Genomic DNA, 15,088 nt, shown 5'->3' with positions numbered 1-15,088 from the left:
GTCTTTAATGCTTTTAAATTTGCCGGGCCAGTGCGCCCGGCAAATTTTTTTTCAGGAACAGGATAGACCGTTCATTCTTTATAAGGGGTTGCGCTCCTGCCAGGATTGCCTGCAGGCCAGGTTTACAGCTATGTTGTGCCTGGGGGATCAATTCCTTTTTACCATTAATTATGTCAGTAGATTTATATCCGCTGCTGCGGCAGTACCATTGGGACGGGAAAAAAATAATCGTTGCCGTTAGCGGCGGCGCCGATAGTATGGCGCTGGCTGCCTTGTTGCACCGTGCGGGTGTGGTTATAACACTGGCCCACTGCAACTTCGGCTTGCGGGGCGCCGAGTCTGATGGCGACGAGGCCCTGGTTGTGGGCTGGGCGCAGGAACAGGCAATACCCGTTGTCGTACAACATTTCGATACCCCTGCTATACTCGAACAGGAAGGCGGTAACCTGCAGGAAACCGCCCGGGACCTGCGTTATACCTGGTTCGAAAAGCTGCGGGTACAATCGGGCTACGATCTTATTGCCACGGCGCACCATAGCCAGGATGCCGCAGAAACCATGCTGATCAACCTGTTGAAAGGTACCGGTATAGCCGGCCTGCACGGTATATTGCCGCAACAGGGCAGGGTGATCAGGCCGTTGCTTGCCCTGCGTAAAGAAACGCTGCTGCATTACCTGCAAACGGCAGGCATACCCTGGCGCGAAGACAGCAGTAACCAAAAAGACGACTACCTGCGTAACCAGGTGCGCAACCAGTTGCTGCCACTTGCCGAGCAGATCGTGCCCGGGGCGGCCGCGCAGCTGTACCGCAGCAGCCTGCACCTGCAGGAAGCCGAAATGCTCTACCTGGAATCGGTGGAACGTTACCGCAAACGCCTGCTCGAACAGCGGGGCAAGGACTGGTACATACCCTTGTTGAAGTTGCGGCATTGTAACCCCCTGGGCACCATCCTGCTGGAGTTGCTTAAACCCTTCGGGTTTACGGCGGCGCAGCTGCCCGATCTGAAACACCTGACGGAAGCCGAAACGGGAAAATATATCAATGCGCCGGCTTTCCGGATTATCCGCAACCGGAATTTCCTGATCATTACGGCGCAGGAAGCGCGGGAGAGCAATCATATCCTGGTTGATGCAGGTACGGAGCAGGTGCATGCGGTACATTTCGACCTGGCAGGGCGCGAACGGCAAATGACGGAGGCCCTGATGCAGGAAGTGCTGCAGGCCGATGCCCGCGAGGCGGCGCACCTCGACCTGGCTAAACTTGAATTCCCCCTGGTGCTGCGCCCCTGGAAGACCGGCGATTACTTTTACCCGCTGGGTATGAACCGTAAAAAGAAAAAAGTAAGCCGTTTCCTGATCGATCAGAAAGTGCCTTTGCATGAAAAGGAAAAAATATGGGTGCTGGAAAGCAACAAAAAAATAGCCTGGATCGTGGGTAAAAGGATCGATGAACGGTTCCGGATCGGGCCCGGAACGGAGCGCATATTAAGCTTTTTTGTAACGTTGCATTAAAGGTTGATAACTGACACAATTTTTACAAAAAAAGGCGCATTTGTGACATTTTTCAGACCTTTTGATGACACTCTTATGACAAACACATATTCAAAATGACAATTAAAAGGGCTGAAACCCGCGCCAGTATTGAAAAATTTTTTTTAACAAATGTGTAGATTCTTTGGCAATCGTGTTGTACTTTTGCCCTCGCAAATACCTAAAAAAGATAAGTAAAATTAAAAATACTTTACACGTGTCTGGATATTTAAGGTCAAAATCACATCTGCAGCGGGCAAGTTTACTTGTGCTCACGCTCGTTTTCTCTTTCTTATTTAATAATGTAACGTCTGCCCAGGACGGTAAAGCACTTTTCCAAACGAATTGTGCAAGCTGTCACAACCCCATCAAAGATGCGACTGGTCCTGCCTTACAGGGAAAAAGTAAGGAAGTGCCGAGCAAAGAGTGGTTATACAACTGGGTGCATAACTCGGCTGCTGTAATCGCCAGTGGTGACAAATACGCCAACGACCTCTACAACAAGTGGAACAAAACCGCGATGACCGCATTCCCGAACCTGACTACCCAGGAGATCGATGCGATCATCAAGTATGTGGATGAATATAAAGCTCCGGGCGGACCTACAACTGATGGTCAGAAGACTTCCGAGCCTGAAAAAGACAACACCTGGTTATATACCATAGCTACCCTGGTACTTGCGCTGCTGGTATTTATCCTCGCCCGTGTTAATAAAACGCTGAATAAAGTTGCCAACGATAAAGAAGGCCTGGAAACTAAAAAAGAAGTTCCCCTGCTGCGCAGTAAGCTGTTTATCGCTATCGCTGGTATCCTCATCTTATCTTTTGCCGGTTACTGGATCGTAAACGGTTCCATCAATATGGGCCGCCAGGAAAACTACATGCCGAAACAACCGGTGTTCTACTCCCACAAAGTACACGCAGGTATCAACCAGATCAACTGTCTTTACTGTCACGCCGGCGCCGAGAAGAGCCGCCAGGCTATGATCCCTTCTGCCAACGTTTGTATGAACTGTCACAAACAGATCAACGAATACACCGGTACAGAAAAACTGATCACTTATGAAGGTAAAGAAGTAAACGGTACCGAAGAGATCCACAAGCTGTATGCTTACGCGGGCTGGGATCCTGTTAAAAAAGAATACAAGCGCGATGCTGCCGGTAAGATCCAGTCTTCTCCTATCGAATGGGTTAAGATCCACAACCTGCCTGATCACGTATACTTCAACCACTCTCAGCACGTAGCCGTAGGTAAGGTACAGTGCCAGAGCTGTCACGGTCCGATCCAGGAAATGGACGAAGTACACCAGTTTGCCCCGCTTTCTATGGGCTGGTGTGTTAACTGTCACCGCCAGACTGAAGTACAGTTCAAAGACAACAACTACTACAACATATTCCAGAAATACCACGACGAGATCAAGGAAGGTAAACGCACCGGCGTAACCGAAGCTGAATTGGGCGGTACGGAATGTCAGAAGTGCCACTACTAATACAATACACTCCGCAGGGAGACAATCACTATTACTCAAATTAAAGCGATTGCAGCAGAAGCAATTGAATTATTATAAAGTATTATGGCTCACAAACAATACTGGAAGGGGTTAGAAGAGCTGGAGAATACTCCGGAGCATCAACAGATTGTTGAAAATGAATTTCAGCGTGATTTGCCCGTGCTTGACATGAGCGACAAACTGTTGAATGCAACTACGCCGAGAAGGGATTTTCTTAAATTTTTAGGCTTCAGCACCCTCGCTGCTACCATCGCGGCAAGTTGTGAAATGCCGGTGCGTAAGGCTATCCCTTATGCGATCAAACCGGATGCGGAACTGCTGACTCCCGGAGTTCCCAATTATTACGCCTCTACTTTCGTGGATAATGGAGAATATTGTTCCGTACTGGTGAAGACCCGCGACGGACGTCCCATTATGATCGAGGGTAACAACAGTTCTTCTATTACCCAGGGTGGTACTTCTGCCAGGGTAATCGCTGCTACACTGAGCCTTTATGATAAAACGCGTTTACGTCAGCCCCGTGCCAACGGTAAAGCCGTAGATACTTTCGAAGCGGTAGATACGCCGATCGCTGCAGCCCTCAGTAGCGCTGGTGGTGCGGTTTACATCGTTACCGGTTCTATGCTGAGTCCTACTTCCAAAGAGGTGATCAACCGCTTTGTTGCCAAATACCCCAATGCAAAACATATCCAGTACGACCCGGTTTCTTATTCCGGTATGCTGCTGGCCAACGAAGCAAGCTACGGTAAACGTGCCCTGCCTTCTTATAATTTTGAAAAAGCAGAGACGGTATTCAGTCTCGGCGCCGATTTCCTCGGTACCTGGCTTTCTCCGACAGAATTTGCTACCGGTTTCATGAAAACCCGTAAGATCAAGTCGAGCGATGCCAAGAATGTAAAAATGAGCAAGCACTACCAGGTAGAAGGTATGATGAGCATGACCGGCGCCAATGCCGATGAGCGTGCCACCTGCAAGCCTTCTGAATATGGTAAAGTTGCCGAAGCTTTATACAGGGCCATCACTACAGGCGCTGCACCTTCCCTGCCTTCTGCAAAACTGAACAGCCTGATCAAGGCTGCTGCTGCAGACCTGAAAAAAGGAAACGGCCTGGTTGTTTGCGGTAGCAACGATGTAAACCTGCAAATCGTTATCAATGCCATTAACAACGCTATCGGTGCAAATGGTACTACGGTAAACTGGGCTGCTACTGCTAACTACAAGCAAGGCCTGGATGCCGATATGGTTGCTTTCGTTAACGCGATGAACGCCGGCCAGGTAGGCGCGGTATTCATCCACGGTGTTAACCCGGCTTACGACTACTACGACGCGAAGAAATTCGCGGACGGTCTGAAGAAAGTAAAACTGTCTGTTTCCTTTAACGACAGGCTGGACGAAACCACCCAGTTAACCAATTACGCTGTACCGGATCACCACTGGCTCGAAAGCTGGGGCGATGCAGAGCCTAAAACCGGCTACTACAGCTTTATCCAACCTACTATTGCTCCTCTGTTCAAAACCCGTGCCTTCCAGGACAGCCTGCTGAAATGGTCCGGTGCTTCAGAGACTTATCACGATATTTACAACCAGTACTGGATTGCCAAACTTGGCGGTCAAGCCAACTTTGATAAAGCCCTCCAGGATGGTGTTGCCGAACCGGCAACTGCTCCACTGGCCGGCGCAAGCTTCTCCGGTAATGTAGAAGATGCGATCACCAAGGCTAAAGCAAAAACCGGTGGCAAATACGAGGTTGTTGTGTACGAAACCGTAGCCCTGGGTTATGGTGGTGCATGGAGTAACAACCCCTGGCTGCAGGAAATGCCTGATCCGATCACGAAAGCAACCTGGGACAACTACGTTTGTATGTCGCCCAAAACTGCCAAAGAGCAGTTTGATGCTGAACTGACCGGTATCAACCAGGTAGAGCGCAACAAAAAAGTATTAAAAGTAAAAGTCGGCGCTAACGAAGTAGCCCTGCCGGTAGTAGTAGTACCCGGTATGCACAACGATGTGGTAGCTGTTGCAGTAGGTTACGGACGTTCTAAAGACGTAGGTCCTGCTTCGATCAACGGTAAGAATGCTTACCCGCTGGTTACCTTCAACGGTCAGACTTTCGATTACGCCAATACGGCTTCTGTAGAGAAAACGGCTGATGTTTATGCTGTTGCCATCACACAGACCCACCACAGCTACGAGGATCGTCCGATCATCCAGGAGTTTACCCTGGATGAGTTCAAGAAGAACCCACGTGCGCTGATGGAAAGCCGCAAAGAAGAACTCGATCATTATGCACATCCGCATTGGATGGGGCATCATGAAGAAAATAAAGATGCCGACCTGGACGAAAAAGCGTTTGAGAAAAACGCGACCATGTACCCGGTACATGAGAAACCAGGTATCCATTGGGGTATGAGCATCGACCTCAACAGCTGTACCGGTTGCGGCGCCTGCGTAATTGCCTGCCAGGCAGAAAACAACGTTTCTGTAGTAGGTAAACACGAAGTGCTGAAATCACAGGAAATGAGCTGGGTACGTATCGACCGCTACTTCAGCGGTGATCCTAACGATCCGGATAGCATCCAGACTGTATTCCAGCCAATGATGTGCCAGCATTGCGATAACGCGCCTTGCGAAAACGTTTGCCCGGTATCTGCAACCAACCACAGTTCGGAAGGTCTGAACCAGATGGCTTATAACCGTTGTATCGGTACTAAATATTGCGCGAACAACTGTCCTTACAAAGTACGTCGTTTCAACTGGTTCGACTTCAACGGTGCGGATAGCTTTAAAGATAACCTGTACACCGATGGCCAGCGTGATGATATCAACGACGACCTGACCCGTATGGTGCTTAACCCCGATGTTACGGTACGTAGCCGTGGTGTTATGGAAAAATGTTCTTTCTGCGTACAGCGTCTGCAGGATGCAAAACTGACCGCTAAAAAAGAAGGTACACCGATCAAAGATCACCATATCACTACAGCCTGTCAGAAAGCATGTGGCGGCGATTGCTTCACTTTCGGTAACGTAAACGATCCGGAAAGCGAAATTTACAAACAACGCTACGTAGATAACAAAGAGCGTGTGTTCTATGTACTGGAACAACTGCACGTGTTACCGAACGTAAACTACCTGTCCAAGATCAGGAATACCAATATGATCGTAGCCGGTAGCGATAAGAACGAAATGGCGAAACAACATATCTAAGCATTAAGTACCTAAGATTTTTTATTACGAATAAAAATTTGGATACACATTATTAGTTTGAAAGGAACACAATCTAACAATTAAGCAATCCAACCATATTAGTTATGCATTTAAAATACGAATCGTTCGTTCGGGAAGCCCTCATCAATGGCGATAAAACATACGGTCAGGTAACCGAGGATATCTGCCGCCCGATCGAGCAGAAGCCGTCCAAGCTGTGGTACATGGGCTTTGCGTTTTCCCTGCTGTTACTGAGTTTCGGTGCATTCTCCGTATTCTGGGAAGTTTACTGGGGTATCGGTACCTGGGGTATCAACCGTACTGTAGGCTGGGGTTGGGATATCACCAACTTCGTATGGTGGGTAGGTATCGGTCACGCGGGAACCCTGATCTCTGCGATCCTCCTGCTGTTCCGCCAGGGATGGCGTACCGGTGTAAACCGTGCAGCGGAAGCGATGACGATCTTTGCGGTAATGTGCGCCGGCCAGTTCCCGATCTTCCACATGGGCCGTGTTTGGAATGCCTTCTACGTATTACCTTATCCTAACACCCGCGGTTCGCTGTGGCCTAACTTCAACTCCGCACTGCTTTGGGACGTGTTCGCGATCTCGACCTACTTTACCGTTTCCCTGTTGTTCTGGTATTCCGGTCTCGTTCCCGATTTCGCAACCATCCGCGACAGGGCTAAAACCAAACTGCGTAAAAGATTATATGGTCTCGCTTCTTTCGGCTGGACCGGTACTGCAAAAAACTGGCAGCGTTTTGAGTCGCTGTGCCTGGTACTTGCAGGTCTTTCTACGCCACTCGTACTTTCTGTACACACCATCGTATCTTTTGACTTTGCGACCTCTGTAATTCCAGGTTGGCACGCTACCATCTTCCCGCCATACTTCGTTGCGGGTGCGGTATTCTCCGGCTTTGCGATGGTAAATACCCTGCTGGTACTGGTGCGTAAAATCTTCCGCCTGGAAGACTATATCACCATCGGTCATATCGAGGCTATGAATAAAGTAATTGTACTGACCGGTTCTATCGTAGGTGTGGCCTACCTTACCGAGCTCTTTATGGCATGGTACAGCCAGGTAGTTTACGAACAACAGGCATTTAAATGGCGTGTACTCGGACCATACTGGTGGAGCTACTGGGCGATGATGGCTTGTAACGTGGTATCCCCCCAGTTCTTCTGGTTCAAAAAACTCCGCAGGAACATCGTGTTTACCTTCATCCTGTCTATCGTGGTAAATATCGGTATGTGGTTCGAACGTTTTGTAATTATCGTAACCTCACTCTATCGTGATTACCTGCCTTCCAGCTGGACGTACTACAGCCCTACCTGGACAGAGCTTGGTTTCTATATCGGTACATTCGGCCTGTTCTTTACCTGCTTCTTCCTGTTTGCCAAATACTTCCCGGTAATCGCGATTGCAGAGATCAAGTTTACGCTGAAAACTTCCGGTGATAACTATAAACGTGAAATGAAGCGCCTGGATGAAATGTCCGTGCCGGAATTTATCCACGAAGTTGAACATGCCCACTAAGCGCGGCATTGCAACGGATCGTGTTTTTCAAATTACTTTTTTAGATACCTGAATTTATAAAAATGGCTATAAAAAAATTTGCAGTAGCATGTTACGACGACGAAGCGGTTTTATTTCCCGCTGTGGAAAAGGTTCGTCATAGTGGTTACAAATTGCATGATGTTTATACTCCCTTCCCGGTTCACGGTCTCGATGTAGCCCTTGGGCACAAAGAGTCGGACCTGCACGTTGCCGGTTTCTGCTTTGGTATTACCGGTACCGCAACGGCCCTGAGCTTCATGAGCTGGGTATTTACCAAAGACTGGTCCATCAACTATGGTGGTAAACCTTTCTTCGCATTGCCTGCCTTCATCCCGATCACTTTCGAGCTGACCGTAATGTTTGCCGCAGTAGGTATGGTACTGACTTATTGCTACCTCAACCAGATTATGCCTGGTGTTAAGAAACATATCTTCCATCCGCGTCAGACTGATGACCTGTTTGTAGTAGCGATCGAAATCACCGATCCGGCTGCAGAACTCGAGATCATCGATTTCCTGAAAACCACGGGCGCTACCGAAACCAATGTACAGGTAGCCGAAGAAGGCTGGTGGTATGGCCGCTGGGATAAAGAAGAAGAGTATCAAAAACAACAACTTGCATAGTAAATTTTCTGATGAGCGCGAGCTTATTATTGAATAAATTGACATGAAGAAAAAATATTTAGTAACACTGATAGTAACAGGAGCAGCATTTATAGCAGCTTGTAACAGCGGCGGTATCCGTCGTAATCCGGGCAAGAACTATGCGCCGGATATGACCTACTCGCGTGCATATGATGCTTACACCACCAACCCTGTAACCGCTAACGGGCTTACCAGCCAGGACCCCGTTTCCGGCACTATCGCCAGGGGGCATGCTTTACCCGATCACCTTACAGAAGCCGATACGACAGCCTATGCTGCGTTGCAGTCGCCCTACAAGTTCTCTGAAAAAGAACTGGCAGAGGGTCAGCGTATCTACAATATCTATTGCGGTATCTGCCATGGTTCCGATATGGACGGTAACGGTCCGCTGTATGCAAGTGGTAAATTTGCGGCTATGCCTGCCAACCTGAAAGGCGGCGCTGCTTATATCAATATGCCTTCAGGTAAAATGTACCACGCTATCGTGTACGGTAAGAATATGATGGGCTCTTACGCCAGCCAGCTGGATGTAAAACAGCGCTGGCAGATCATCGCCTACATCAAACAGGTACAATCCAAAAACGGTGGCGCTCCCTTTACCATGGGCGCCGACGGTACCGCAGCTGCAGTAGATACCGCCAAGAAAGTTGAAGCCGTTGCAGCGGTAAAAGATACAGCCACAGCTGCAAAGCACTAATACCATTGCGGCCCCGCAAGGCGGCCGGTTATTAAAATAGCATACATTAAAATAAACATGCTCCTTAAGAGCGAAGCATCTAAATATTATGATTACGGAACGTTTTGAAGTGCCATCCCGCTTTAGAAATACTGGAATAGTATTGCTGGTCATCGGCATAGCTACGCTTTTGGGCGGCTTACTCGGGCTGCTTACCGGAAACGAACACGATCAGACCCGGTTTTGGATAGTATTATTACAAAACAGCGTTTTCTTCCTGTTCATCACCGCGGCCTCTATCTTTATCCAGGCTGCTGCCGGTCTGGCGCAGGGCGGTTGGATCGTATCCTATCGTCGTGTACCGGAAGCCATTGGCGCCAACGTATGGATATTCGGCGTGATCGCGCTGGTGGTACTGTTCAGCATCGTATTCGGACTGGGCGACCATAACCCGATCTTCCATTGGGTACACCCGCACGGCGATAAAGTGCTGGAAGGTAAATCAGCGTTCCTGAACAAAGGCATGTTTGCCGGTTTCTCTATCGTTACTGTTGCCCTCTGGAGCTGGTTCGGCCGCAAATTCCGCGCTATGTCCCTGGCACAGGAAGTAGCCCCGCGCAACAGCACCAAGATCTATTGGAAAATGGTAGCCCTGAGTGGTGCATTCCTTTTCGTATACGCCTTAACCATGATGAGCACTGTGCCCTGGTACTGGATTATGAGTATCGATGCACACTGGTACTCTACCTTGTTCAGCTGGTATGTATTCGCAAGCTCTTTCGTAAGTGGTATGGCATTGATCCTGCTGTTCGTTGTATTCCTGAAAAACAGGGGCAACCTCGAGATCGTTACCAAAGAACACATCCATGACCTGGGTAAATTCATGTTCGCCTTCAGTATCTTCTGGACATACCTGTGGTTTGCACAATTCATGCTGATCTGGTACGCCAACATGCCGGAAGAAACAACATACTTCAAGATCCGTATGCAGGGCCCTTACAGCTTCTTCTTCTTTGCCAACCTGGTGCTGAACTTTGTAATGCCTATCCTGATCCTGATGACCCGTCCTAGCAAACGCAACTACTTCACCGTAGTGTTTATGGCGATGACCATCATCTTCGGTCACTGGATCGACTTCTATGTAATGACCATGCCTGGCCCGATGCAGGAAAACTGGCACATGAGCTGGTATGAAATGGGTATCCCTGCCGGTTTTATCGGTATCCTGATGCTGGCTGTTGCCAAAACGATCTCTAAAGCAAACGTTATCCCGGTAAACAACCCGTTGTTGAAGGAAACACTGATCCACGTAAGCTAAGGATTGAAGCAAATTGACAAGTAATATTAAACAATAATAGCCCCTCCGGGGGGAATAGGGTATAAAATATAATAAGCATGTCGGGATTAATTATTACCGCCTTAGTTGTACTGGTTTTTATCGTCATTTATCAGATTGCAAAAGCCAGTGAGTTAGCTACTATCTTAAGGGGAGACGAAAAAAAGGTTAAAGGACAAACCAACCGCCTGATGGCCTGGTTGATGGTCGCCTTTTTCGTCCTCGGAATGATCGGCATCTATAAATGCCACGTAGAATTGATGGACAAAATGCTGCCTGAGTCAGCTTCTGTTCAGGGGGATAATTATGACAGTATGCTGTTTGTTACCCTGGTAATGACCGGTATCGTGTTCTTTGTTACACAGATCCTGCTGTTCTACTTCATCTTCCGTTACCAGTCTACCGAAAACAGGAAAGCCTTCTTCTACTCGCACAACAACAAGTTGGAGATCCTGTGGACAACAGTTCCGGCCCTGGCGCTCGTTGTACTGGTTGTTATTGGTCTGAAAAACTGGTTTACCATGACCGATATCGCTCCTAAAGATTCGCTCGTAGTGGAGATCGTAGGCAAGCAGTTTAACTGGATCATCCGTTATCCTGGTCCTGATGGCGTATTCGGTAAAAGGGATTACCGCCTGACCAACGATGCGACCAATGTATTGGGCCTCGACTGGAACGACCCTGCCAGTAAAGACGATATTATCATCGAAAACGGTGAAATGCATATCATTGATAAACGTAACGTACAATTGGTGATCAACTCCCGCGACGTAATTCATGACGTGGGTCTGCCACACTTCCGTATGAAGATGGATGCCGTTCCCGGTATCACGACTACGATGTGGTTTACCCCTAAGTTTACTACCGAGGAAATGAAAGCTAAGACAAAGAATCCTAACTTTGTCTACGAAATCTCCTGCGACCAGATGTGTGGTAAAGGTCACTACTCTATGAGAGGTACGGTAATAGTACAGACCGCAGCCGAATTTAAAGAGTGGATCGGCAAACAACCGGCCTATTATGCAGGCCAGCAGAAAGCTGCAGCGCCGGCGCCCGCAGCAGAAGGCGCGGCTCCAGCGGCTGACACAACCAAAGCTGCCCCTGCAACCGTTGCAAGCACCCATTAATCGAATAACGCGAGATAATTTACGATCATAGTATTTTCTTTTACCAATAAGGAATGCCTTCTTTGCACAGAGCAGGCAGAAACATAAAAATAAAATGAGTAACGAAGCAACAATCGGACACGCGCATGCAGCGCACGCTCACCCTGATTCACACGGACACGGTCACAGCCATGGCCATGAGCATCACGAACAGCATTTTATTAATAAGTGGATCTTTAGCATGGACCATAAGGTTATTGCTAAGCAATACCTGATCACCGGTATTATATGGGCCATTGTTGGTGCTTTGTTCTCCGTATTTTTCCGTTTACAGCTGGGTTTCCCCGAAGATACTTTCCCCGTTATGGAGAAGTTTCTGGGTCACTGGGCTAAAGGCGGTAAACTTACTCCCGAATTCTATTATGCCCTCGTAACCATGCACGGTACGATCCTCGTATTCTTCGTACTTACGGCTGGTTTGAGCGGTACCTTCAGTAACTTCCTGATCCCGCTGCAGATCGGCGCCCGCGATATGGCTTCGCCGTTCATGAACATGCTTTCTTACTGGTTCTTCTTTATCTCCAGTATCATCATGTTTGCTTCCCTGTTCGTGCAAACAGGACCTGCAGCAGGTGGCTGGACGACCTATCCGCCGTTGAGCGCCCTGAAAGAAGCGTCTATCGGTTCCGGTGTCGGTATGGACCTCTGGCTGATCGCGATGGCTTTATTCGTAGTATCCCAGTTGCTGGCCGGTCTTAACTATATTACTACCATCCTCAACATGCGTGTGAAAGGTATGAAGATGACCCGTATGCCACTGACCATCTGGGCCCTGTTCTTCACCGCTGTACTGGGTGTACTGTCTTTCCCTGTACTGCTGTCCGGTTTCGTACTGCTGATCTTCGATCGCCACGCCGGTACCAGCTTCTACTTATCTGAGATCTTTATCGGTGGTAAAGCGTTGCCCCATATCGGTGGTTCCGCTATCCTTTACCAGCACTTGTTCTGGTTCCTGGGTCACCCCGAAGTGTATATCGTAATGCTGCCGGGTATGGGTATGGCGTCTGAGATCCTCTCTACGCACAGCCGTAAGCCGATCTTCGGTTACCTGGCGATGATCATCTCCCTTACAGGTATCACCGTACTGGCCTTCGTAGTATGGGCGCACCATATGTTCGTAACCGGTATGAGTCCGTTCCTGGGTGGTATCTTCGTATTGCTTACCCTGCTGATCGCAATCCCCTCGGCCATTAAAGTATTTAACTGGTTGACGACCATCTGGCGTGGCAACCTGAAGTTTACCGTACCGATGATGTTCGCCCTGGGCTTTGTTTCCCTGTTTATCTCTGGTGGTCTTACCGGTATCTTCCTGGGTAACTCTGCACTCGATATTCACCTGCACGATACCTACTTCGTAATTGCCCACTTCCACCTGGTAATGGGGGTGAGCGCCTTCTTCGGTATGTTTGCCGGTATCTACCACTGGTTCCCCAAGATGTTTGGCCGCTTCATGAACAATACCCTGGGTTATATCCACTTCTTTGTAACCCTGGCCGGTGCTTACCTGATCTTCTGGCCGATGCACTACGAAGGTTTTGCCGGTATGCCGCGTCGTTACTACGATTACAGCGCTTGGGAGTCTTTCAAACAATTCGGTACCCTGAACGCTTTCATCAGTGTTGTGGTAATCGTAGTGTTCTTCACACAGCTGCTGTTCGTATTCAACTTCTTCGTGAGCATCTTCAAAGGCCGCAAAGTAACTTCGTTGAATCCATGGGGTTCTACTACCCTCGAGTGGACTACGGCTATCCATCCTGGTCACGGTAACTGGGAAGGCGATATTCCTGAAGTACACCGCTGGCCTTATGACTTCAAAGATGACGGTAATGGTAACGACTTCGTTCCGCAAACCGTTCCGCTGAAGCCCGGAGAAGAAGCGCATTAATCAGATCAATAAGTTTTGAAAATACAAGGGAGTGCTGAAAAGCGCTCCCTTATTGCATTTGCGCCAGTCTGAAATATATTTATGGGTAAATGGTTGTAAAATTGTATTAAAGTATTAGATTTGCTATGAATGAGTTGTTTGGCATGATTATTGTTTTGTAGTTAGCATCGAGTGAAATATCAGGTTATAAAATCCAGGTACCCTCCTCATATATTTCTAACTTAAAATGTCCTCTATGAGAATCAGACAATTTACCTCCGCACTGGCTTTATCAGCCCTGGCATTGACCTCCTTTGCCCAGGATACCCCAAAAGAATCTTTGTTTGCCTCCAAAAAGAAAGGATCGCTGATCGGTTTTTCGGTGAATATTACCGACTATTCCGCTTCCATCCCGCAAATCGGTAAAATGGATATGGGCGCCTCGTTGATGTTCTGGCAGGGACTTACCAATAACCTCGACCTGTCGATCCGTTATAATGCCGTCTTCACCGACTACGCATTGCCGGAGCGCGAGGCCAACACGCATATCGGTCACGAGCTCGAAGGCTCCCTGCACCTCAGGGCATTGAGCGACGACCACCTCTTCAATCCCTTCCTGTCTGCAGGTGTGGGCGTAGGCCGCTACAGCGGTTCTTTTGTGCCTTATGCCCCTGTTGGTATCGGTATACAGATGAACGTAGCCAGCGAGGCTTATGTGTTCCTGCAGGGCAATTATCGCTTCAGTTTCCAGGATACCAAACTGGATAATAATACCTTTTATTCTTTAGGTTTTGCCACCTCTATCGGTTCCCGCAAACCAAAAACACCGCCGCCGCCACCGGTTCCTGTAGATACTGATGGTGATGGTACACCAGATGTTTCCGACGAATGTCCGACTGTGGCCGGTAAGCCCGAGTTTAACGGCTGTCCCGATACCGATGGTGATGGTATACCCGATAAGGTCGATAAATGTCCTACCGTGGCTGGTGTAGCCAAATACAACGGTTGCCCTATACCTGATACCGATAACGATGGTGTGAACGATGATGACGATGCCTGTCCTACCGTACCAGGCCTGGCGCGTTACAAAGGCTGCCCGATACCGGATTCTGACGGTGATGGCGTAAACGACGAAGAAGACCGTTGCCCGACCGTTGCCGGTCCTGCAAGCAACAGAGGCTGCCCCGAAGTAAAAGAAGAAGTGAAGAAACGCCTGTCTTTCGCAGCTACAGCGGTACAGTTCGAAACCGGTAAAGCAGCGATCAAGAAAACTTCGAATAAAGTACTCGACGAGATCGTAAGTATCCTGAACGAATACCCTGATTACTACATGACCATCGATGGCCATACCGATAATACCGGTAATGCAGCCAAGAACCTGGAACTGTCTAAACAGCGCGCTAATTCAGTAAAAGCTTACTTCGTAAACAAAGGCATCGACGCCAATCGTATCGAGGCCGATGGACATGGTGATACCGTGCCTAAAGCGAGCAATAAGACCGCTAAAGGACGTGCACAGAACCGTCGCGTAGAAATGGATCTTAAATTGAAATAAACATTCCACGGACACACAGGAATGAGCAAGCGGCAAACACAATCG

General features: G+C 48.6%; 10 protein-coding genes. All 10 read left to right on the top strand.

The window, feature by feature from the left end:
* The first annotated feature begins 170 nt into the window (after window positions 1–170).
* The 10 genes from tilS to B0I18_RS00265 all read left to right on the top strand — a co-directional run bounded on the left by tilS (window position 171) and on the right by B0I18_RS00265 (window position 15,043).
* Window positions 171–1,511: a tRNA lysidine(34) synthetase TilS gene (gene tilS / locus B0I18_RS00310; protein ID WP_106520657.1), complete on the top strand. Its 1,341-nt coding sequence runs from the start codon at window positions 171–173 to the stop codon at window positions 1,509–1,511.
* Window positions 1,512–1,746: 235 nt separating this feature from the next.
* Window positions 1,747–3,018 (top strand): c-type cytochrome, encoded by a 1,272-nt coding sequence (locus B0I18_RS00305; protein WP_245882021.1) that lies wholly within the window; start codon window positions 1,747–1,749, stop codon window positions 3,016–3,018.
* Between the two features lie 84 nt (window positions 3,019–3,102).
* Window positions 3,103–6,243: a TAT-variant-translocated molybdopterin oxidoreductase gene (locus B0I18_RS00300; protein ID WP_106520656.1), complete on the top strand. Its 3,141-nt coding sequence runs from the start codon at window positions 3,103–3,105 to the stop codon at window positions 6,241–6,243.
* Window positions 6,244–6,347: 104 nt separating this feature from the next.
* The gene (gene nrfD, locus B0I18_RS00295) at window positions 6,348–7,781 is read left to right on the top strand and encodes an NrfD/PsrC family molybdoenzyme membrane anchor subunit (RefSeq protein WP_106520655.1); all 1,434 of its coding nucleotides are present in this window, start codon (window positions 6,348–6,350) and stop codon (window positions 7,779–7,781) included.
* A gap of 62 nt (window positions 7,782–7,843) precedes the next feature.
* Window positions 7,844–8,425, top strand: a complete 582-nt coding sequence (locus B0I18_RS00290) for a DUF3341 domain-containing protein (protein WP_106520654.1) — start codon at window positions 7,844–7,846, stop codon at window positions 8,423–8,425.
* 43 nt (window positions 8,426–8,468) lie between these two features.
* Window positions 8,469–9,143: a c-type cytochrome gene (locus B0I18_RS00285; RefSeq protein ID WP_106520653.1), complete on the top strand. Its 675-nt coding sequence runs from the start codon at window positions 8,469–8,471 to the stop codon at window positions 9,141–9,143.
* Window positions 9,144–9,231: 88 nt separating this feature from the next.
* Entirely contained in the window at window positions 9,232–10,440 is a 1,209-nt protein-coding gene (locus B0I18_RS00280) for a magnesium transporter CorA family protein (RefSeq protein ID WP_106520652.1), read from the top strand.
* Window positions 10,441–10,517: 77 nt separating this feature from the next.
* Complete coding sequence (locus tag B0I18_RS00275; RefSeq protein WP_106520651.1) at window positions 10,518–11,585, top strand: cytochrome c oxidase subunit II; 1,068 nt, start codon at window positions 10,518–10,520, stop codon at window positions 11,583–11,585.
* Between the two features lie 94 nt (window positions 11,586–11,679).
* On the top strand, window positions 11,680–13,509 hold the full coding sequence (locus B0I18_RS00270) for a cytochrome c oxidase subunit I (RefSeq protein WP_106520650.1): 1,830 nt from the start codon (window positions 11,680–11,682) through the stop codon (window positions 13,507–13,509).
* A 235-nt stretch (window positions 13,510–13,744) separates the two neighbouring features.
* Window positions 13,745–15,043 carry an OmpA family protein gene (locus B0I18_RS00265; protein ID WP_181358270.1) on the top strand — a complete coding sequence of 433 codons (1,299 nt, stop codon included), beginning with the start codon at window positions 13,745–13,747 and terminating at the stop codon, window positions 15,041–15,043.
* Window positions 15,044–15,088 lie beyond the last annotated feature (45 nt).

This window comes from Taibaiella chishuiensis (assembly GCF_003014535.1).
Taxonomy (GTDB): domain Bacteria; phylum Bacteroidota; class Bacteroidia; order Chitinophagales; family Chitinophagaceae; genus Taibaiella; species Taibaiella chishuiensis.
The sequence above is the reverse complement of the archived record's forward strand: the minus strand, read 5'-3'. Positions and strand labels throughout refer to the sequence as shown.